Raw genomic sequence first — 19,185 nt, 5'->3', positions numbered from 1 at the left:
GTTCAGGCGCCGTTGACTTTCTCCTTCGGGGAAAGACTTTTCATGACGGCGGCGTAGTTGCGGCCAAGGCTTTCAAAAACGGCATTTTCGCCCGTGGGCGGTTCAACGGACAATGTCGTGCCGTCGTTGCGCAATGTGACGAAGATAACCTGATCTTCCGGTTGCCCCGCAATGGCAATTGCACCTATGCGTTGTGCTTCGCTGGTGTCGAGAGCAGGCATATTGAACAGAACTTCGCCGCCAACGCGTTCTGCGGCCTTGGCGAGCGCGGAATCAAAACCTTCGATCAGGACGTCGATGGCTCCAAGCGCAAACTCCAGTTCGACGGCTTCAAGCGTCATCGCATCCTCTGCGGTTGTGCCGTCCGATGACTGGTTGCCATTTTGAAGGGCGCGATCCATTCCGTCCTCTCCGACGATTGCAATATAAGCCCCACATACACAATCATGCCTTCTGTTAGCGGTTGCTGCAATGCCTTTTTATTTGATTTACCTAGCTTTTTCTCACTTATTCTTAAAGCTGGTGATCTTTGCAGGCTAAGAACGCATCCCGAAAAGTGCAAAACGGTTTTCGGATCAGATGCGTGCTGAACAAACAATTGGAGCGCCAATCTGCCGTAATCAGATTGAATTGCGCCCCTGGAGGGTGCTGCCCCTAATGCGATTTGCCTAATCTATCAAGCACGCCAAACGTGCATTAGCTATTGCTTTTGTAGATCGCTAAATATTCCCCCGACAGGTTTTGATCGCGGTCAATGCTCTTTCATCCCGAATCTTCGACGTTCTCCTCATCACAAGGGAATTGGTGTCGGAGGGCACATGAAACTGATCTGGAAAGCGGCGGTCGGCGGCGCGGGTGCGCAAGCCGCAGCTTGGCTCTTTGCGCTTTCAACACCCCATTGGCTGACGGCGAAACACGAAGCCGCCGTCGATGTCACCGACAAGGCTTTGATCGAAAAAGGCGAGTATGTCGCCCATGCGGGAGACTGCGCTGCGTGCCATACGGCTCCGGGAGGCAAGGCGTTTGCGGGCGGGCTTGGCATGCAGACGCCGCTTGGCACGATTTATTCCACGAACATCACGCCAGACAGCAAAACCGGTATCGGTGGCTACAGCTATGCCGACTTCGAGCGCGCCGTACGGCAGGGGGTGCGTCAGGATAATGTCCATCTTTATCCGGCAATGCCCTTTGTTTCCTATACGGTCGTGAATGACGAGGACATGAAGGCGCTTTAAGCGTTCTTCATGTCGAAGGTGGAGCCGGTACAACAGGATAACCAGCCCAGCACTTTGCCGTGGCCGACCAATATGCGCTGGCCGCTCGCCTACTGGCAGCTTTTCTTTCGAAATTCGCGTTCGTTTGAGATTGCAGCCGACACCGATCCGGTGATCGCACGCGGCGCTTATCTGGTCGAGGGGCTCGGTCATTGCGGCGCGTGCCATACGCCACGTGGTCTCGCCTATGAAGAAAAAGCGGTGAAGAACGATCCGAAGGGCAAGTTCCTGTCCGGTTCGGTTCTGGAAGGCTGGTATGCGAAAAACCTGCGCGATCAGGATACCGGTCTTTCGACATGGGCTGAAGACGAGATCGTCACCTTCCTCAAGACCGGGCGTACCGATCGCACAGCGGCGTTCGGCTCGATGGCCGATGTCGTGCAGCATTCGACCCAATATCTTGCGGAAGATGATTTGCGCGCAATTGCCCGTTATTTGAAGTCGCTGCCACCAAGCGAAGGACGCGAACGTGAATGGCAACAGAAGGAAGATGTGACGACGGCGGCCCTCAAGGTGGGAGATTTCAGTGCACCGGGCGCTCTGTCCTATGTCGAGCAATGTTCGGTCTGCCATCGTATGGACGGCAAGGGTGCACCGCGCATCTATCCGGCGCTTGCTGGCAATTCGATTGTCTTTGCCGATGATCCAAGCTCGCTCATTCAGGTCACTTTGACCGGGGGCAGGACGCCTGACACGCCAGCGGACAAGATGGCTTTCACCATGCCGGGCTTTGCCAATCTTCCAAACTGGCAGGTCGCCGAAATCCTGAACTTCATTCGCAACGGCTGGGGCAACCACGGCGCTGCCATAACGGAGCAGGATATCGCGCGTATGCGGCGTGAAATCGCTCACAAGCCCGTCCATTACGTTCCGGAGAACAAGCAATGAAAACCAGTACGATTGTCGTTCTTGGTGCCAGTTTTGCCGTGGCAGTAACGGGCGGCGCATTCCTCTTCAATCACCTGCGGCCTTCGCTGGATGCCCCGGCTCCCAAAGCCTATGCGGTTCTGGACAAGGATAAAAATCAGGTCGGAACCTATGTCATCCCGCCGGACCGTGACATTCTCAAGCAACCGAACGCGCCTGAAATCATGCATGGCAAGCGGTTGCTCAACGAAACCGCGCGGCTTCTGCCCGACAATGTCGGCAATGGCCTCAACTGCAACTCCTGCCACATGGGGCAGGGCAAGATGGATAATGTCGCTTCCTATATCAACAGCAGCAACTTCTATCCCGCCGTCATGCCCCGTGCAGGCAAGGAAGTCGATCTGGTGATGCGCATCAATGGCTGCTTCCAGCGTTCGATGAACGGCAAACCGCTACCGCCTGAGGGGGCCGACATGAAGGCGATGGTCGCCTATATGGACTGGCTGCGGCAGGATGTGAAAAAGGGCACCAAAGTGGCGATCCGCAATGCCGGTCCCATCGATGAAAGCCTTGTTCCCGATCCAGTCAATGGCGCCAGAATCTATGCCGCACAATGCTCGACCTGTCATGGCGCGGGTGGCGAAGGCATGAAGGACCAGGCCGGTGACTATATCTTCCCGCCGCTCTGGGGGGATGAAAGCTTCAACATCGGAGCCGGACTGGCCCGGACTTACAAGGCGGCGCAGTTCGTCAAATATGCGATGCCGCCAGCCCAGAACTACAATCTGCCCATCGGGCAAGGCTGTGTGCTGACCGATCAGGAAGCCATTGATGTGTCGGAATATTTCACCCACATGCCGCGTCCCGACTTCGCAGGCAAGGTGAAGGACTGGCCCAACATGAAGAAGCCGAAAGATGCGCGTTACTAGAGCATTTCCAGCAAAAGTGCGAAGCGGTTTTGCGTGGGACAATGCGACGAAACAAATAGTTCGGGCGGTTCCGGCAACTCAGTTTTGACCGGAGCTGCTCTCAATGACATCGCCAGGAAAAGTGCCCCGCCATGTCCAAGCCAGGTGGGGCATTTGAATTTCTACGCCGAAGTTTTGCCGATCGAAAATCTCTCTGCTATTCATACTGTGTGAAAACAGAGAGACAGAGCGGCTCCAATGATTCAGTATAAGCTGGAAATGTTCTCGGAGACTGCATGAGAAAACTTCGCTACCAGCGGCGTCAGTCGCGCTCTGCAGTATGGGCGCTTCGGCTTGGTGTTTTTGCGCTCGTGCTGCTTGCGATGGCGTTTCTTCTGCATCGCTTCTGGACACTGGAGACACCGGATTTGGTGCTGCTTGCCGGATTGAGCACTGGTCTTGCCGCTCTGGCCCTTCTGTGCTCGGCTAAAGGTTTTCGCAATCTCTGGGTCAATGGCGACAAGGGTGGCGCACGCTCCTTCTGGGGCGGCATATTCGCTTTTGCCGTGCTGCTTCCAGTCGGACTGGTCACGGCACTGTGGTATCTCTCTCCACCCCTCTACGACATATCCACGGATTTCGAGACGCCGCCGCAATTCCCGTCCAATATGCCACCACGCCTGCAATGGATGAATCCGCTGACCGTGGCCGTGAGTGGCGATGCGCTGACCCAGTTGACCGCCTATCCCGATGTGGTCGGACGCCGCTATGAAGCCGCACCGGACCGCGTTGCGCAGGGGGTCGAGACGGTTCTGAGGACTTTCGGGTGGCAGGAGATCGCGCGCAATGTGTCTTCGCCGGAACAGAACGCGACGCGATTTGCCGTGACCGCGCATAGTTTCATACTGGGTCTGAAAAGCGATATCGTCATCCGCCTGCTCGACGAAGGCGAAACTACCTATGTCGATGTGCGCTCGCTGTCACGCTATGGCAAGCGCGATATGGGGCAGAATGCCGGTTTCATTACCGATTTTCTGGGGGCGCTGGAAGGCGAGGTCAACAAGGCTCCAGCCGACGTGGAATAATCAGCCGGGAAGATAGATGCTACCCAGCGACGGATGGCCATCTGTCGTGACTTCCCCACGCCCGACCAGATCTTCCAGATGTGCGAGCACGGACAGCGCTGCCGCACCGTGCAATCGCGGATCAGTCTCGCGATAAATCACTGTCACCATGTCGCCGATTGTCCGGTCCCCCTGTAGAACACGCTCTAAAATGGCACGTTCACGCATCTTGCGATGGGCACGCAGGCCACGAACGAAGGCGGCAGGCTTGGTCACGGCGCCGCCATGCCCCGGCAGATAGACCTTGTCGTCGCGTGTCAGCAGTTTTTCGAGCGAGACCATGTAGTCATTCATCGAGCCGTCCGGCGGTGCGACGATGGACGTCGCCCAGGCCATGACATGGTCTGCGGAGAAAAGAATGCCGGTTCCTTTCAGGCCGAACGCCATGTGATTGGCGGCATGTCCGGGAGTATGAATTCCTTCCAGAGCCCAGCCATCACCTTCGATCGTGCTTCCGTCGGTCAGTGCAATATCCGGAACGAACTCCGTATCGGCGCTTGCCTCAAGCATGTTTGTTTCGCCCGCATAATAGGGGCGGGCAGGGCGATGCGATCCCTCGGCAACGGTGCGAGCGCCAAGGCTTTCCTTCAGACGCTGGGCCAAAGGTGAATGATCGCGATGGGTGTGGCTGACGAAGATATGGCTGACCGGACGACCGGCAATAGCTGCGATCAAGGCGTTGTAATGCGCCTCATCTTCAGGGCCGGGATCGATGATCGCCAGCGTATCTGTGCCGATAAGATAGCTGTTGGTGCCGTGAAAGGTGAAAGCGCTCGGATTATTGACGGTGAGGCGCAAGATGCCTTTACTCAGTTCAACCGGCTTCCCATATTGGGGCGTGAAACTGCTGTCGAAAACAAGCGCCATTGAAGCGGCTTCCATTCTTCTTTGGTTTGATTGATGAAACGGCATAGGCCTTATATAGTCGGGTTGCAAACGTGAACGGTCACGCGGGCTGACAATCGCGTCAGCGGACAGGTTCCCGAGAATTTCAGATCTTGGTGTCTGTCGCCGCGTCAAAAGTGGAGTTGGATATGCCTCATAGAGCAAAATCTCGCGTCGCCACCGCCTCTCTCGCAGCAGAATATCTGCCGACAAGACAACTGGCCCGTGCTTTCTGGTTTGTCGGGCTTGCGCTGATCGGAACGGCTGTTCTCACCATTTCTGCCAAGATCAAAGTCGATCTGGTATATGTCAATGTGACGATGCAGACCTTTGCTCTCTTTGCAATTTCAGCGCTTTACGGTTCGCGGCTCGCCGTGGCGACTGTCGCTCTTTATCTGCTCGAAGGTGCGCTTGGCATGCCGGTTTTCACCGGAACGCCGGAGAAGGGCATCGGTCTTGCCTATATGGTTGGTCCGACAGGTGGCTATCTGCTCTCCTACCTTGCCGCTGCCTGGATCGTCGGACGTGCTGCCGACAAGGGACTGGCGCGTAACCCTCTCGCTCTCGGCGGTGCAATGCTACTCGCAGAAGCGGTCATTCTTTTGATGGGTGCAGGCTGGATGGCTTATCTTTTCGGTCTGGAAAAGGCGATTGCCTTCGGGTTCGGCGTCTTTATCGTTGGCGATCTCGTGAAACTCGCACTTGCCGCATGCGGTGTCCCTGCGGTGATGTCACTTTTGAAGCGCTGAATTTTTATCGGTTCTGCATGTTGAAAGCCGGGTCGTTGGCCCGGCTTTTTCTTGTTTCGGTTGAAACTGCTTCGCAATTGACAGAGACCTCTTCAACAAGCTTTGTCGTTAGAAGAAATCTGCTTTTACGGGGAGGATGATTTGCACGTCGAAACTCTGGTGGTCGAGCCGCTGACAAAAGACGCTTTTGCGCCATTTGGTGATGTCATCGAGACAGAAGGAGCTGAGCTTCGTCTGATCAACAACGGAACGACCGAGCGATACCACGATCTCGCGCGTGTCGAAGCTACTGGTACCGAAGCAAGGGTTCTTGTCAATATTTTCCGCGGACAATCGTTTGAAGCGCCAATCGACATCGTCATGATGGAACGTCATCCTTTCGGCTCGCAGGCATTCGTTCCATTGAACGGCAGGCCGTTCCTTGTGATCGTCGCCGAGGATGACGGAGGCAAGCCTGCACGTCCGCGTGTTTTCCTTGCGCGCGGTGATCAGGGCGTCAATTATCTGCGCAATGTGTGGCACCACCCGCTACTGGCGCTTGAGCAGAAATCCGATTTTCTGATTGTCGACCGGGCAGGCAAGGAAGACAATCTGGAGGAGTTTTTCTTCTCCAATGCCGCCTACCGCATTGAAACGACGAAACCTGCCTGAGCTTTATCGAGGGATATTATGGGTAAACTTTCCACACATGTTCTCGACACTGCCCACGGCAGTCCAGCGGCGGCGATGCGAATCGAGCTTTATCGTATTGCCACAAACGGCGCTTCTGAACTCATCAAGCGGACGGTGACCAATCTCGACGGACGCACGGACGCGCCTCTGCTTTCCGGTGATGAATTGCGCACCGGCACTTACGAGTTGCAGTTCCATGTTGCCGAATATTTTGAGGGACGCGGTGCAGAACAAGCCAATCCGCCGTTTCTTGACCTAATTCCGATCCGCTTCGCAATCGCCGATGTTGATGGAAACTACCATGTGCCGCTGCTTGTCAGCCCGTGGTCCTATTCCACCTATCGCGGAAGCTGATCCGGACTTATCCTCTTTTCGGGCAGACGAACTAGGCTCTTCGCATTATCCATTGCGAGGAGCTGTTCATGGACCAAACCCCAAATCTGAAAATGCCCTATATTCTGCCCAGTCAGGTGCACAAACATGTCACCTCATAATGAGGCATGGCGGCAACTCGATGCCGTCGAGCATCTGAGCGTCAAGTCGCGGAATCGAGCCGAAGCGCTGGAACACCTGTCAGTGGAGATGGCTATCTCCTGGCTGCGGCTGCTGCCGGGGCATGGGCAGGAAAAGGCGGTGCAATAGCATCTTTCATTTATGGCGGATGGTTATTCGTGAGGCCTGCTATCGGCTGGCAGGCTTATGTCGAGGACGAAGCGCACCTGATGGTTTTTGATGGCCCTCTCTGGAAGGGGTTTCATCGGTTCCGGAAAACGTGTCCCTGTCGATGCTGGGTGTTCATGCCACTGCCGATGCGGTCAACCGGCTTGCGATCTCGTCGGATACCGGCTTATCCAACAATGCCGGTGCAGGCCATCAGGTGAAGGTGAACAAGCAGGCGGTTAGCGATACCGCAAGCCTTCTGTATCAGACCAATTGGGCCGGTTTTGCCGAAATGGGGCTGAATGGCAGCAACGATTCGGTGTGAAGATGAGCAGCGATGCAGGACAATGGCGAGAGGCGATCAAGATCGATCACGCCACAGGCAATGTTGCCATCGGCTCGGTCTGGCCGCAGACGAAGCTTAGTGTTGACTGTCCGATCTGTCCCGCGTCCTATGCGGCCGCGGCGTTGCCCTCTGCCGGAGCACTGGCGCTGGTGCGCTGGTCTTTGTAACGAACGCCCTTCCGGCGCGGGAATGGCCTATTCGGATGGCACGAACTGGCGAAGCATTCGCAGCGGTACGATAATTGCCTAGGGCATTTTGCTGTCAGCCGGAATTATCTGGCGTCGTACAAATGCGGTAAATCAAAGCGATGGAGCGAAAGCGCGAACCTGTGTGAGCGCATCCGCTCTGGCGGCCTCCCGAAAGCGGCGACCGGGTTGGGACCAGGACATGCAGAAACCCGCGAGACGGAACATGGCCCCAATTTGGCCAAAGATGTTTGTTAAGCGCCTGAAACGGCAATTGATATAGTCCTGCCGGAGGACTCATGATAACGGTGGCGAGAAATTTGAATGCTTCGAAGCTACGACGTGCGGCAAGCCGCGAAGGGATTGACTAAATTTTAGTCCCCAATAGTAGTATGAATAGCCTTATGGCGCTGGAATCGTTCCGGTATTTCTCTCCGTGGAGAGCGGGATTACACGCGTATGAGTTTGAAATATCCATGGCAGAGACTGGCGCTTTTGCCCCGCGCCAGCAAACAGATCATTCTGATGCTGAGCGACTGCGCTCTGCTGTTGCTAAGTGCCTATATCGCGTTCGTCATCCGGCTCGGCTTCGTTTTCGTGCCGAACGAGGGACAAACGTTCCTGATTTTCATCGCGCCCGTTCTGGCAATCCCGGTTTTCATTCGCTTCGGCCTCTACCGCGCCATTATCCGCTATCTGGCGGAACGTGCGATCTGGCCGATTTTTCAGGCCACGGCCATTGCCTCGCTGTTCTGGGTTGCGCTGGTGTTCCTCATGGAACTCTACGGCAGCGCGGGCCTGCCGCGCTCGGTTCCGCTGCTCTATTGGCTTTTGAGCACTGTTTTCATCTCGACCAGCCGGTTCGGTGCGAAGTGGCTTTTGCGAAGCGCTGAATCCGACAAACGTTATACGAGTTCCGCATTGATCATTGGCGTGGGCGAACCCGCCCGCCAGCTCGCAACCGCGCTTCGCAGCCATAGCGACACACTGGTTGTCGGCTTTGTCGATCCTAATGGCCAGCTCAATGGCATGGATATCGTGGGACTGCGTGTCTACGGTGTGGAAGACATTCCCGCCCTGATCGAAAACTACGGCATCAAGCAGGTGGTCGTATCGGAACCGGGGCTGGAACAGAAGCAGCGTCAGGATTTTGCGCGGCTTCTTGGGCGCCTCCCAGTCAATACGCGCATTCTTCCGCCGATTGCCGATCTGACGGCAGGCAAGTATCTGGTTAGCTCGCTGCGCAATGTTGAAATCGACGACCTGCTCGGACGCTCGCCGGTGCCGCCGGACGCGGCCCTGTTGCGTGAAGTGGTCGAGGGGAGGCGCATCATGGTGACGGGGGCCGGCGGATCGATCGGCAGCCAGCTTTGCCGCACCATTGCGCAATGGAACCCCGCCTCCATCGTCCTTTTCGAATCAAGCGAGTTCGCGCTTTACAACATCGACAGGCAACTGAGACAGATAGCCGGTTGCGAGATCGTGCCGATTCTCGGTACGGTGAGCAGCCGCGAATGCGTCGAGAAGGCCATTCGCGACCACAATGTCGATACGGTCTATCACTGCGCGGCCTACAAGCACGTGCCGCTTGTCGAAAAGAACCCGTTGGTCGGCATCTTCAACAATGTTTTCGGCACGCTGGAAGTGGCCCAGGCGGCTCTTGAGACCGACGTCGAACGCATGGTCCTCATCTCGTCCGACAAGGCAGTGCGGCCAACCAATGTGATGGGCGCAACCAAGCGCTGGGCCGAACTGGTCGTATACTATTGCGGTATGCTCGCCGAGCAGTCGGGAAAGAAGAAGGCGTTCTATTCCGTCCGTTTTGGCAATGTGCTCGGATCGAACGGTTCGGTTGTTCCGCTTTTCCGCGAGCAGATTGCCAGTGGCGGTCCGATTACCCTGACCCATGACGACATGACCCGCTATTTCATGTCGATCAAGGAGGCTGCCGAGCTAATCGTGCAGTCCGGTGGCATCGCCGCATCCGGCGACACGGTACTGCTTGAGATGGGCGAACCGGTCAGGATTCGCGATCTGGCAGAGAACATGATCCTGCTGGCAGGGCTGACCGTTCGTAATGAAGAGAACCCGCATGGCGATATTGCCATCGAGGTGACGGGAATTCGCGAAGGCGAGAAGATGTACGAGGAACTCTTCTACGATCCGTCATTGGCGCAGCCGACGCGCCATCCAAAGATCATGCGCGCGCCGAAAGGCAACAAGGCAGCCGTGGATGTTCCAGCCAGCCTTGCCGCACTGCGCATTGCGATGGAAAGCGGCGATATCGATGCGGTCCGGAAGGTTCTGTTCGACGTTATAGCTTCCTGAAGCGTCCGCGGAAATCCAGCAGCAGAACCAGCGTCGCGACGACTACCACGAGCAGGAAGGCGACCTGCGTGATTGTGTTGTCGAGAGCGAGCAACGCAACGGCGCAGGCGATGAGAACCAGATTAAGCAGCGCCACATGACCGACGACCTTCAGCACGCTCCAGCCTGAGCGCTTCGCTGTCTGGTAAGCATGCTTGGAATGCGCTTTCAAGATATTCTCGCCCTGGCTCAACCGCATCACGATGGTCGTGCCTGCGTCGAGAATATAATAAAGCGGCAGGATCAGCGCGACGACAATATGGGTTTCGCGCGCGAGCAGGATCAGCGCCGTGCCTGTAATCAACCCAAGCGGCAGGCTTCCTGAATCACCCAGAAAAATCGTGGCTGGCGGGCGGTTGAACAGCGCGAACCCCAGAATTCCGCCCGCCGCGATAATTGCGATGCCGCCGCTCTCCAGCCCGGCGAGACCGAGGGCGGCCAGAATGCCGATGCCAGCCAGCGGAATCCCTATGCCCGCGGCGGTCATCAGGTCGAGACCATCCATGAAGTTGGTCACATTGATCGCTACCATGAGCGCAATGACGATGAGCGCAGCCTCCAGCCCGTGCGGCAAAAGCTCCGGCAACAGCCGGAAATCCGGTCCCAAACCGTAAACCACGACCCCGGCAGCGGTGAACTGCGACCCCAGCCGGACAATTTCCGAGAGCTCGTAGCGGTCATCCAGCCCTCCTACGATCCAGAGCAATAGCGATGCTCCCGAAAGACAGAGCGCCAGTTGAGCGTTGACTTCCAGGTCCGGGGCGAAGATCAGCAACGTCGCAATGATTGCGGGAATGAGCGCCAGCCCGCCGATTTGGCGGGCCACCGTGGTATGGTTGGAACGCGAACTCATGCGGGCCGCAAGAAATCGCTCGGGCAAGAGCCGGTTCAGCAGGTAGAGACCGATGCCGCACAAGGCGGCGCTCACGAGAAATGAGATCAACAGAAACAGCATAGCGAACACCGAGAACACAGTTTTCATAGGAAGTAGCAGCTTTGAAGCGGGACGCAAATCGACGGCTTCGCTTTATGTGAAGGCCAGGGGTCCTGGAGCATGTCTCCCGAAAGTAGGAACCGGTTTCGGGATAAAGACATGCGTGAAAACTGGAGTTTGAAGCATGCACTTGAATAGGATAAAGCGCGACATGCTTTGGTGTTGAAAACGTACTTCACGGGGGCTGTAAGCTTGCGCGGGATTTCGTGATTAGGCGATTGCGCTCCGGTTTCGAAGCGGCTATAAGGCCGCGCAACCGATTGCTTCGGTTTGATTTGTTGGGGCGTAGCCAAGCGGTAAGGCAGCGGTTTTTGGTACCGCCATTCCCTGGTTCGAATCCAGGCGCCCCAGCCATGAATCATGCGTAAAATCAATGACTTATTGATTTTACTTAATGTTTTCCCCGGTGGGAATCCTCAAGCTTTTCTCCATTTCGCCGAATGTGCACGAAACTGTGACACAGAGCTATGACACATGCCGATTCGCCTTGGTCGGTTTGTCTCGTGGCTCCAAACGGCGAGCTTCTTATGGCAGTCAGACATCAGGTCCAAAATCTTCAGCGGCGCGGAAATATTTTTTACTGGCGTCCGCGTCTTCCAGCACGGATGAGTGAGCATATCGGCGCGCGTCATCTTGCATTCAGCCTTAAACAATCAGATCATCGGCAGGCGGGTCGTATGGCCCGCAAGCTTAATCTGATGCTGTTTGAAATAGCAGAAAATCCGCGAAGTGCATTGATGTCGAAAGAAGCCCTCGAACGATTGTTTCAGTCCGAAATCGCGCGGATGAATGATCATATGGAGAACCTGCAATTTGCAGGCCAGCGCACCCCGACAGGTTTCCATCAGATCGATAATCTGGCCGCCGATCTGGAAGTCGGGTGGGCTTACAGGCTTCTGGAAAAATTTGGCACCCGTCGTGTCTTGTTTGAAGAAGAAAGCTGTCAGGGGTGGCGTTTTCTTGAGCAATCGAAGGTACCGCAGAGCCTCCATCACGGCATCGCGATATCTTATCGTGCTGAACGCCAGGATGCAGAATCTTCGCGTTTTGTCGACGAAATGCGTGCTCTCATGCAAGAGCATGGTCTGTCTTATTCGATCCTTAATTTCGAGAAGGCCAAGGCTGAATATTTCAAAGCGCGTGCAGACGTTCTTCTCGATACCGATGATCGCTATCTCATTGATTATCCTGACGAGCAGGCTGAACCAGAACCTGCCCGGCCAGCACCAATTGTTCCGGTTGTAAATGTGGAACCTGTGCCGGATATCATTCCACAGCCACAGCCACAGCCACAGCCACAGCCACAGCCACAGCCACAGCCACAGCCGGTAGTGGAAAATCCTGTTCTTGCATCAGAATCTGACATGCTGGGGCTTGCTGGGGAGGACCTGCCAGTGAAGCAATTCATGAAGCAGTGCGACCTTCTGATTGCCAACAACCGTGAGAACTGGAACGAAGGCACGGCAAAGGACGTCAAGACAGTCGTTCGCATTTTCTGCGGTATTCTGGGCGAGCACAATGTTCTCACGAGCAGTGCCATTAATCAGACCCACTTGGCGGCGTTGCGCCAGCATTTCAATAACATCCTTGCCAGATGGGGAAGCAGTTCGCGTTACGTGGCAATGACAACTGTGCAATTGCGCGAGGCGACAGAACGGGAAGTAATCCGCGCGCAAAAGCTCAACCTGCCAGCACCCAAGGTTGGTTTGTCTAGCGGGACCATCAGACGCCACCTCGGCAATCTCGAACAGTTCCTGAACCATCTTGTCGCGTCAGGTTTCATGTTACGGGCGTTCACGTTCAAAGGGATCAAGCCGAAGAAACGCAGCCTCGCATCCGTTCGGGCGCTGACTGCTAAACCCGGCCCTGAGCAGGTTGAACCGATCTTCCAGATTCCGGTGTTCACCGGTTGTGCCGGGCCCATATCGCAGGAAATGCGGGAGTTCGGGCAGACCGTATATCATTCGTCCCTTTATTATGTGCCAATGCTTTACGCATATCTGGGCGCAAGACGCGCCGAATTTACGGGCCTCATGGTCGATGATGTGGTTTACGCAAAGGATGAAGGTATCTGGTCCATCAAAATTCGGGAAAATGAGCTCCGAGGACTGAAGAACCTCCAATCAGTCCGCGATCTCCCCGTGCCAGATGAGCTTATCCGACTGGGTTTTATCGACTACGCAAAGCGTTTGAAGGAACTCGGACACAGATGTTTATTTCCGGAATTGGTCGCTCCAAGACGCAAAAACGATACCGGTGATCGTTTCTACAAGAGCTTTGTCCCTTTGCTGAAAGCGGAAACGGGGCTTGGTGATCAGCTTTGGGGTAGCGCAATCCATGCCTTGCGGCATGGTTTCAGCAACACGCTGAAACAGAAGGGGATAGAAATGTCGATCATGGAAGACATTACCGGGCATCTGGGTCGAACGGAGGGAGAGACACGTTATACGAATATTGCCAGCTTGACCGTGATGAAAAAAGCAATCTCCGTGTATCCGGTCATTACGGGCCATCTGCAACCGCAGCCCTTACGCTTGCTGCCGTACGTCGAGGCAAAAGAACCTGCGCCTTGGTTTAAAAAAGAAAAAGAGAAGCCGAGACGGCGGATGCGATCTTAAAGGGGCTCACTCATACCCGTTCGGATTCTTTGATTGCCATTTCCACATATCCTGACACATCTCGCGCAGGTTCTTTTCAGCCGACCATCCGAGAAAATCACGCGCGAAACTTGGATCAGCATAGTATGCGGCTATGTCACCCGGGCGGCGAGGGGCTATTGCATATTTGATTTCACGATTTGAGGCATGTTCGAATGCCTTAATGACTTCCAGAACACTATGGCCTTGCCCGGTACCCAGATTGACCGAAAAACATTGTGGTTCATCAAGTTTTTCAAGCGCCTTGAGATGGCCCGCCGCCAGATCGACCACATGAATATAGTCCCGAATCCCGGTACCATCAGGGGTAGGATAATCGTTGCCCCATATGCTGAGCTTTTCGCGATGTCCGGTCGCGACCTGCGCGATGATAGGCATAAGATTGTTGGTAAGCCCTTTGGGATCTTCCCCAATCAGGCCACTTTCATGTGCGCCGACGGGGTTGAAATAGCGTAGAATGCCAATCTTCCAGCTATTGTCGCTGTTATAAAGGTCGCGCAGGATGTCTTCAATGACCCGCTTAGTACGGCCATAAGGATTGGTCGCATTGAGAAGCTCGTTTTCGACAATCGGCAATTTTTGCGGCTCGCCATATACGGTTGCCGAGGAGCTGAACACCAATGTCTTGATGCCAGTGGCTTCCATAGCCTGCAACAGGCGCAAGGTGCCCACGACATTGCAGTCATAGTAAAATAAGGGCTTTTCGGTCGATTCACCAACCGCCTTGAGGCCCGCAAAGTGAATAACTGCGGTGCATTTATTCTGTCGTATAACCTGTTCCAGAAAAGCGCGGTCACGAATATCGCCAGCTTCGCGGCGTGGTGCGCGTCCGGTGATTTTTTCTATGCGATGCAAGGCTTCCGGATGGCTGTTGGCAAAATTATCAACGATCACGACGTCATAACCAGCTTCAATCAGCTGAACACAAGTGTGCGAGCCGATATAGCCAGCTCCGCCTGTCACGAGAATTGTCGTTCTTCCGGTATCCACGAATTCAACATTCCACATTAAACGGTATTTGCACTAAGCAAAGAGCCATTCGCGAACCTGTCGCATGTAAGATTGCGCACCGACGGGTTTACCGAAAAGGGTGGTTCATCCGTGCTTGCGGTTGAAAGCGAAACGACCAATACGACATTCACGACTCTGGGCGTGCGCGCATCTACGCCGTTCCAGCTTGGTGCAACCACTGCTAATCTTAACGGCACCATTGGTTGGCGGCATGCATACGGCGATATCACGCCGGAATCCACGCAAGCCTTTATTGGAGGCAATGCATTCACCGTGCAGGGCGTGCCAATCGCCAAAGATGCAGCTTTGTTGGAAGCAGGCTTTGATGTGGCTATTACCAAAGCTTCGACCTTGGGTGTGAGCTATGTTGGTCAGTTCGGCAATGGAACCACCCAGAATGGCTTCAATGCTTCGTTTAACGTGAAGTTCTAATTGATATAGAAATTGCGCCCAAATATGCGATCTCTATGAATAGTCTGAGATAATTTCGCACTTAATCATGCCGCCCTGCCATAAACGGGGCGGCATTTTTATCGATATGATCTGAAAATGGGGTTGGAGTCATTCGTTGTTTCATGGAAAGCATGGTTCAGAGCATAGCCGAAGGCATCAATATCGTCTGGGTAACTCGCCGTTGCTCTCGGGTCCGATTTGATGATGGGTACGATATTCGGAATGATTGCTTCAACCGGTTGCACAGGGTGCCTTAATCGCAATGTTCCAGGATCATTTTTCGCAATTGCCAATTCATGGCAGGCAAAACCCTGCTCATGAACCAATTGGTCAATTCCGTTGTGGATGTGGTGGCCGCCTTCGAGCGATATATAGGTTGCAATGAATTTCCGGCACTGTATCTGGAATTGCGGGGCTGGCAAAACGACGTGTTGACACATCAATCGAGATCGCGGGCAAGTCACGTAGATTTAGTCTGATTTGTAGTAATCCGATTCAAAACTTGGGAAGAGCGTTGCAGAGTTACGGGCGAACGTTGCTGAACCCGAGATTTTCGATTCAGGCACAAACGCCGTTTGTGGGCAGGCGAGGATGAAGGAAAAACGCTTTGCGCCGTCAGGTTTTGAACTCATGCTTTAATCATTAGTAGGAAATTGGGAGGGGGAATGGCATCGAGCAAGCAGCAGGCAGAACGCTTGCGCAAGCAGCGTGAGCGGCAGAAAGAATATCGGGCTCGTCTGAGAGCAGAGCGCAAACCGACACGAGACGATGTTGCTCGGGTGTTGCTGCATTTTATGATTGTCAAAGCGGTGAAGTCTGGTAATCGGGATGGGGTGGAGAAGCTGATTGATATGCTGCTTGACGGGCTGGCAGATCAGGGCTTCGATAAAGATGCTTCATTGGATGTCATTGATGATCTCATTGTCAGATACACTAAGCGGCGTTGGGATTTCCGACGCAAAGTGCATTTGACGCCTCATGAAGGTACTGACGACCCGGAACAATGAAGGTGGCTTCCAAAGCTGCGGCCACCTGATTTCACTGGTTCGTTTCACAAACGGCGTTTATTCTTTTTGTCTGTTCTCCCCCCATTACTTGATAAAACGCCGTTTGCAGCTGAATCGGAAATCTCGCGTTTGAACTGGCAGGCCGGTCGGGGCGTACAATGTGCAGGCACGTCCTTTCGATTTGTCGGCAATGCGTTTCAAATCGCAACAATTTGCAGTCATCCGATTCAAAACTCGAGAAAAGCGTTATCCGAGGCAATTTTCCCGATTCAGCCGTAAACGGCGTTTGCGAATGGCTCGCAGGAAAACGCTTTGCGTCGAACCGTGGGAAATACACGCGCGCTGAATTGTGCTATCCGAGTGATCTGATGGGCGGGAGAATGGGAACTGATCGATCCTTTGATCTGGCCGCCAAGCACGCTGGTTGTAGGCACGAGGTTGTCAATGGGCTGGCGTACACTCTCAACACAGGCTGTCCGTTCCCGCTGTTACTGGCGAAATAACACCAGATGCAAACCCCTTACGACGCCTTCCATAAAGCTGCGAAGGATCCAGACCTTCAGACCGTGCAATCGCCGAGACGTTGGCCCCGGGCTGCAATGACGCGGCAACAATCCGCACCTTCTCGTCATCCGACCAGTCACGCGACCGCCGTCTGCTTCGCACGGGTTCCGCCGTCAATATCTCAAATATCTGGGAATGATTCATATCGTCATTCATAGGACTCCCCGCATGATTCATACGGAAAATCGCCCATCACACTGACAAAAGATACGTTGGGTGGCTTACGCGCTTTCGTAAAGCCAGTCTGACGGCGGTCATCATCGGAACGGTGTCTTGGTTGGGGCCTCGAAGGTCGGCGCTTAAACAGATGCCAACGACATACTTCTGATACGAACGTCAAGCTGGCTTGCCAAAGCTGTCATCGCACGCGTTTACACCTGCGCGTTTGGCAATTTGCACAGCCCGGCTTCTCGGCCATGTTGAGCGCGCTCATGCACTATGACGGCAGCTGCTTAGCCTTTGCCAACTCGCACAAGGCCGCCGATTACGTCGCGCTCCTCGGACTGGTTGCGCGATAGTGTAGGGCCAACCCACAGTGTAGCATCCTTGGATGACAAAAACAGCGCTAGATTGTCGACAGGGGAATTCAACCTGTCGATTTTACAAACGTAGTTTGTGCTTTTTGTCTGTTGTCCCCCCATTACTTCGTGAAACGTCGTTTGCGGATGAATCGGATTTCTCGAGATTGGCGGCGACATGGGATCGTTGAAGGCTGTGCAAGCAAACAGCCCATTGTTGGGATCATCCGTGGTCGCGGCATCGTTTTTCATGGCACATGTGCAGGTCAGCCTGCTGCTGAAACAGGTTCTACGGCCCAGCCTGTGGATAACTTTCAAGCTCCACATTCAGGCTTCCTCAGGTGTTCATCACAGCGCAAAAGTCTGATGGCCACTACGTTTTTTCACTATTTTCGTGAAACGGAAAAAGCCGGTGATATCCGGGACTTAGATAAAAATGCTCGATTGGGATCTTTTTTCGTTTTGGATCCTTGCAGCGCGTTTGAGATCCTGCAATAGTCACCTTGTCTGATTGATCAGACGTCTCCATTCCGGTGCTGGAACACCAGAATGGAGACTAACTTAGCCTGCCAACAACAGGAGCCAAGCTATGCTGAGCATTATCGCTATTCGTTCGCAATTAAAAGATCTGCGCCCTGAATTCCTCGTCGGCATGGCGGCTCGACAGCGGAAATAATTTCCGCTCTCAACGCGATCGGCGCTCTTTAACGCCCGAACTCCCAATTTCCCTTTTGACGCTCTGGTCGTGTGCGTTCGCGCGCAACGTCGCGGTCTTTGCTGTCTTCAAAATCTGACGCTGCTTGCAAGGGCAAGCGCGGCCGACTTTTCACACTATTTTGCTCCGGCGATTGCATCGCTTCGGGGAAGGAGGACTTATGTTTGCAGAAACTGTCGTCGGCTATATTGACTTGATAGAACACAAAATCCCGATCCGTAATGTCGGACGAGAATTGCATGCGTCGCAAAACGTGGCATGGCTGTTTAACAGTATTGCCCACGCTGAAGATCGGGTCAGGCAGAAATGCGCCGTTCGTGACGTTCTTCTACGGTGGGCGATCTGGAACGAGGGTGAGAAAATCTTCGCACTTATTGAAGAAGCATCGGCGCGGGCAAAGGTTTCTGGTGATACGGCACCGACACGTGCGATGCCAATTACACGCGATATTCTTAATCGCGTCGCCAGTTCGGTTGACCGGAAATCTGCACCGGGTGAAGTTATCCTTGCGACTGCGACTTCGGCATTGCCCAAGAACGCACCGTACGCTTTTGATCTGGTGCATTACGATGCTGAAAAGAAAGCGTTGCGGATAATAAGTATGATCTATTGCATCAGCATGCATAAAGACGCGCTAGATCAATGGCGCAATGAAGTCGCGACCCTGCCGTCGGCATGGGCCCGTTTGGCACGGCAATATTATGACATCGACATTGAGCACTGCGAATTTGCACTGATCGACCCGCTGCTCGATGACAGTGATGAAGAAACCGGGGTCTGGTCGATATTTGATCTTGATCAACTGCTCGGCAAAGCTGGGATTGCGGACAAGATAGTGGCGTTGCAGGAGGGTCTCTGGGGAGACCTTCTCATCCGGATCGGCGACACTTTTGCAGATACACAAAGCGAGCAGGCGCAGTTGCTGGAGCAGGAACTGATGAAGATTGCACTCGAAGCGCTCGACAGCGTGACTGTACCGCAAGCTCAAATCCTGATGCCTGGTAACGCACCGCGTTGACGAGATGCCGCTGGAGCGGTTCTGGTTAAAACGGAGTCGCTGGAGCCGCACTATCTCCTTGCTGTACGCTTGCCTCGATCCCAAAGCCGGGGTAATCCCCCCGTTTTTAACGGGGCTCGTCAGTAGAATTCACGCGGCCATTTTCAGTTTCTGTGCGGGCGTTACGCCGCCGATGCCCATATTGGGACGTTCGTTGTTGTAGGTCCATAGC

General features: G+C 54.4%; 16 protein-coding genes, 1 tRNA gene and 2 pseudogenes. 14 read left to right on the top strand and 5 right to left on the bottom strand.

The genetic code is table 11. The features are described from left to right. Positions 1-2: 2 nt before the first annotated feature. Entirely contained in the window at positions 3-401 is a 399-nt protein-coding gene (locus ACS5UA_RS20895; RefSeq protein ID WP_094513442.1) for a hypothetical protein, read from the bottom strand. A 417-nt stretch (positions 402-818) separates the two neighbouring features. Here ACS5UA_RS20895 and ACS5UA_RS20890 point away from each other — a divergent pair, with 417 nt between their 5' ends. The 4 genes from ACS5UA_RS20890 to ACS5UA_RS20875 all read left to right on the top strand — a co-directional run bounded on the left by ACS5UA_RS20890 (position 819) and on the right by ACS5UA_RS20875 (position 4,134). Next, the gene (locus tag ACS5UA_RS20890; RefSeq protein WP_443101749.1) at positions 819-1,235 is read left to right on the top strand and encodes a hypothetical protein; all 417 of its coding nucleotides are present in this window, start codon (positions 819-821) and stop codon (positions 1,233-1,235) included. Positions 1,236-1,244: 9 nt separating this feature from the next. Further along, a complete protein-coding gene (locus ACS5UA_RS20885) occupies positions 1,245-2,162 on the top strand; it encodes a c-type cytochrome (RefSeq protein WP_443101748.1) in 918 nt (305 codons plus the stop codon). Then, positions 2,159-3,070: a c-type cytochrome gene (locus ACS5UA_RS20880; RefSeq protein WP_443101747.1), complete on the top strand. Its 912-nt coding sequence runs from the start codon at positions 2,159-2,161 to the stop codon at positions 3,068-3,070. The genes ACS5UA_RS20885 and ACS5UA_RS20880 overlap by 4 nt, the downstream gene beginning before the upstream one ends. 275 nt (positions 3,071-3,345) lie before the next feature. Further along, on the top strand, positions 3,346-4,134 hold the full coding sequence (locus ACS5UA_RS20875; protein ID WP_094513438.1) for a DUF1499 domain-containing protein: 789 nt from the start codon (positions 3,346-3,348) through the stop codon (positions 4,132-4,134). On the opposite strand, the gene ACS5UA_RS20870 is transcribed toward ACS5UA_RS20875, so the two are convergent. After that, positions 4,135-5,040 carry an MBL fold metallo-hydrolase gene (locus ACS5UA_RS20870; protein ID WP_443101746.1) on the bottom strand — a complete coding sequence of 302 codons (906 nt, stop codon included), beginning with the start codon at positions 5,038-5,040 and terminating at the stop codon, positions 4,135-4,137. A 167-nt stretch (positions 5,041-5,207) separates the two neighbouring features. Here ACS5UA_RS20870 and ACS5UA_RS20865 point away from each other — a divergent pair, with 167 nt between their 5' ends. The 5 genes and pseudogenes from ACS5UA_RS20865 to ACS5UA_RS20845 all read left to right on the top strand — a co-directional run bounded on the left by ACS5UA_RS20865 (position 5,208) and on the right by ACS5UA_RS20845 (position 9,998). Then, entirely contained in the window at positions 5,208-5,807 is a 600-nt protein-coding gene (locus tag ACS5UA_RS20865) for a biotin transporter BioY (RefSeq protein WP_443101745.1), read from the top strand. A 141-nt stretch (positions 5,808-5,948) separates the two neighbouring features. Further along, positions 5,949-6,458, top strand: coding sequence for an ureidoglycolate lyase (locus ACS5UA_RS20860; RefSeq protein WP_151662764.1), 510 nt, complete (start codon positions 5,949-5,951; stop codon positions 6,456-6,458). Between the two features lie 18 nt (positions 6,459-6,476). After that, positions 6,477-6,833, top strand: a complete 357-nt coding sequence (uraH, locus tag ACS5UA_RS20855; protein ID WP_151662765.1) for a hydroxyisourate hydrolase — start codon at positions 6,477-6,479, stop codon at positions 6,831-6,833. A 68-nt stretch (positions 6,834-6,901) separates the two neighbouring features. Continuing rightward, positions 6,902-7,734: pseudogene (locus ACS5UA_RS20850) on the top strand (DUF2793 domain-containing protein). Between the two features lie 395 nt (positions 7,735-8,129). Further along, positions 8,130-9,998: a polysaccharide biosynthesis protein gene (locus ACS5UA_RS20845; RefSeq protein WP_443101744.1), complete on the top strand. Its 1,869-nt coding sequence runs from the start codon at positions 8,130-8,132 to the stop codon at positions 9,996-9,998. Here ACS5UA_RS20845 and ACS5UA_RS20840 read toward each other — a convergent pair. Next, positions 9,985-10,992, bottom strand: coding sequence for an MraY family glycosyltransferase (locus ACS5UA_RS20840; RefSeq protein ID WP_443101743.1), 1,008 nt, complete (start codon positions 10,990-10,992; stop codon positions 9,985-9,987). The genes ACS5UA_RS20845 and ACS5UA_RS20840 overlap by 14 nt on opposite strands. Positions 10,993-11,310: 318 nt before the next feature. Between ACS5UA_RS20840 and ACS5UA_RS20835 the strand changes: the two genes are divergently transcribed. Both ACS5UA_RS20835 and ACS5UA_RS20830 read left to right on the top strand, forming a co-directional pair. Then, a tRNA-Gln gene (locus ACS5UA_RS20835) sits at positions 11,311-11,385 on the top strand. Between the two features lie 173 nt (positions 11,386-11,558). Continuing rightward, positions 11,559-13,649 (top strand): DUF6538 domain-containing protein, encoded by a 2,091-nt coding sequence (locus ACS5UA_RS20830; RefSeq protein WP_443101742.1) that lies wholly within the window; start codon positions 11,559-11,561, stop codon positions 13,647-13,649. A 6-nt stretch (positions 13,650-13,655) separates the two neighbouring features. Here the strand turns inward: ACS5UA_RS20830 and galE are convergent, their stop codons facing one another. Continuing rightward, positions 13,656-14,678, bottom strand: a complete 1,023-nt coding sequence (gene galE / locus ACS5UA_RS20825) for a UDP-glucose 4-epimerase GalE (RefSeq protein ID WP_443101741.1) — start codon at positions 14,676-14,678, stop codon at positions 13,656-13,658. Positions 14,679-14,732: 54 nt separating this feature from the next. On the opposite strand from galE, the pseudogene ACS5UA_RS20820 reads away from it, so the two are divergent. Continuing rightward, positions 14,733-15,131 (top strand): annotated as a pseudogene (locus tag ACS5UA_RS20820) (autotransporter outer membrane beta-barrel domain-containing protein); the annotation flags it as partial. Positions 15,132-15,817: 686 nt separating this feature from the next. Then, on the top strand, positions 15,818-16,159 hold the full coding sequence (locus tag ACS5UA_RS20815) for a hypothetical protein (RefSeq protein ID WP_443101740.1): 342 nt from the start codon (positions 15,818-15,820) through the stop codon (positions 16,157-16,159). 462 nt (positions 16,160-16,621) lie between these two features. On the opposite strand, the gene ACS5UA_RS20810 is transcribed toward ACS5UA_RS20815, so the two are convergent. Further along, complete coding sequence (locus ACS5UA_RS20810) at positions 16,622-16,867, bottom strand: transposase (protein WP_443101762.1); 246 nt, start codon at positions 16,865-16,867, stop codon at positions 16,622-16,624. Positions 16,868-18,116: 1,249 nt separating this feature from the next. Here ACS5UA_RS20810 and ACS5UA_RS20805 point away from each other — a divergent pair. After that, complete coding sequence (locus ACS5UA_RS20805; RefSeq protein WP_443101739.1) at positions 18,117-18,974, top strand: hypothetical protein; 858 nt, start codon at positions 18,117-18,119, stop codon at positions 18,972-18,974. The last annotated feature ends 211 nt before the right edge of the window (positions 18,975-19,185 follow it).

It is taken from the genome of Brucella sp. RRSP16, assembly GCF_052246815.1.
Taxonomy (GTDB): domain Bacteria; phylum Pseudomonadota; class Alphaproteobacteria; order Rhizobiales; family Rhizobiaceae; genus Brucella; species Brucella intermedia.
Note: the sequence above shows the minus strand (reverse complement) of the source record. Positions and strands in the feature narration are given on the sequence as shown.

Excerpts from the sequence above, each read along its gene's own strand:
- ACS5UA_RS20895 (WP_094513442.1), bottom strand. The coding sequence starts at position 401 with ATGGATCGCGCCCTTCAAAATGGCAACCAGTCATCGGACGGCACAACC.
- ACS5UA_RS20890 (WP_443101749.1), top strand. The coding sequence starts at position 819 with ATGAAACTGATCTGGAAAGCGGCGGTCGGCGGCGCGGGTGCGCAAGCC.
- ACS5UA_RS20885 (WP_443101748.1), top strand. The coding sequence starts at position 1,245 with ATGTCGAAGGTGGAGCCGGTACAACAGGATAACCAGCCCAGCACTTTG.
- ACS5UA_RS20880 (WP_443101747.1), top strand. The coding sequence starts at position 2,159 with ATGAAAACCAGTACGATTGTCGTTCTTGGTGCCAGTTTTGCCGTGGCA.
- ACS5UA_RS20875 (WP_094513438.1), top strand. The coding sequence starts at position 3,346 with ATGAGAAAACTTCGCTACCAGCGGCGTCAGTCGCGCTCTGCAGTATGG.
- ACS5UA_RS20870 (WP_443101746.1), bottom strand. The coding sequence starts at position 5,040 with ATGGCGCTTGTTTTCGACAGCAGTTTCACGCCCCAATATGGGAAGCCG.
- ACS5UA_RS20865 (WP_443101745.1), top strand. The coding sequence starts at position 5,208 with ATGCCTCATAGAGCAAAATCTCGCGTCGCCACCGCCTCTCTCGCAGCA.
- uraH (WP_151662765.1), top strand. The coding sequence starts at position 6,477 with ATGGGTAAACTTTCCACACATGTTCTCGACACTGCCCACGGCAGTCCA.
- ACS5UA_RS20845 (WP_443101744.1), top strand. The coding sequence starts at position 8,130 with ATGAGTTTGAAATATCCATGGCAGAGACTGGCGCTTTTGCCCCGCGCC.
- ACS5UA_RS20840 (WP_443101743.1), bottom strand. The coding sequence starts at position 10,992 with ATGCTGTTTCTGTTGATCTCATTTCTCGTGAGCGCCGCCTTGTGCGGC.
- ACS5UA_RS20830 (WP_443101742.1), top strand. The coding sequence starts at position 11,559 with ATGGCAGTCAGACATCAGGTCCAAAATCTTCAGCGGCGCGGAAATATT.
- ACS5UA_RS20815 (WP_443101740.1), top strand. The coding sequence starts at position 15,818 with ATGGCATCGAGCAAGCAGCAGGCAGAACGCTTGCGCAAGCAGCGTGAG.
- ACS5UA_RS20810 (WP_443101762.1), bottom strand. The coding sequence starts at position 16,867 with ATGAATCATTCCCAGATATTTGAGATATTGACGGCGGAACCCGTGCGA.
- ACS5UA_RS20805 (WP_443101739.1), top strand. The coding sequence starts at position 18,117 with ATGTTTGCAGAAACTGTCGTCGGCTATATTGACTTGATAGAACACAAA.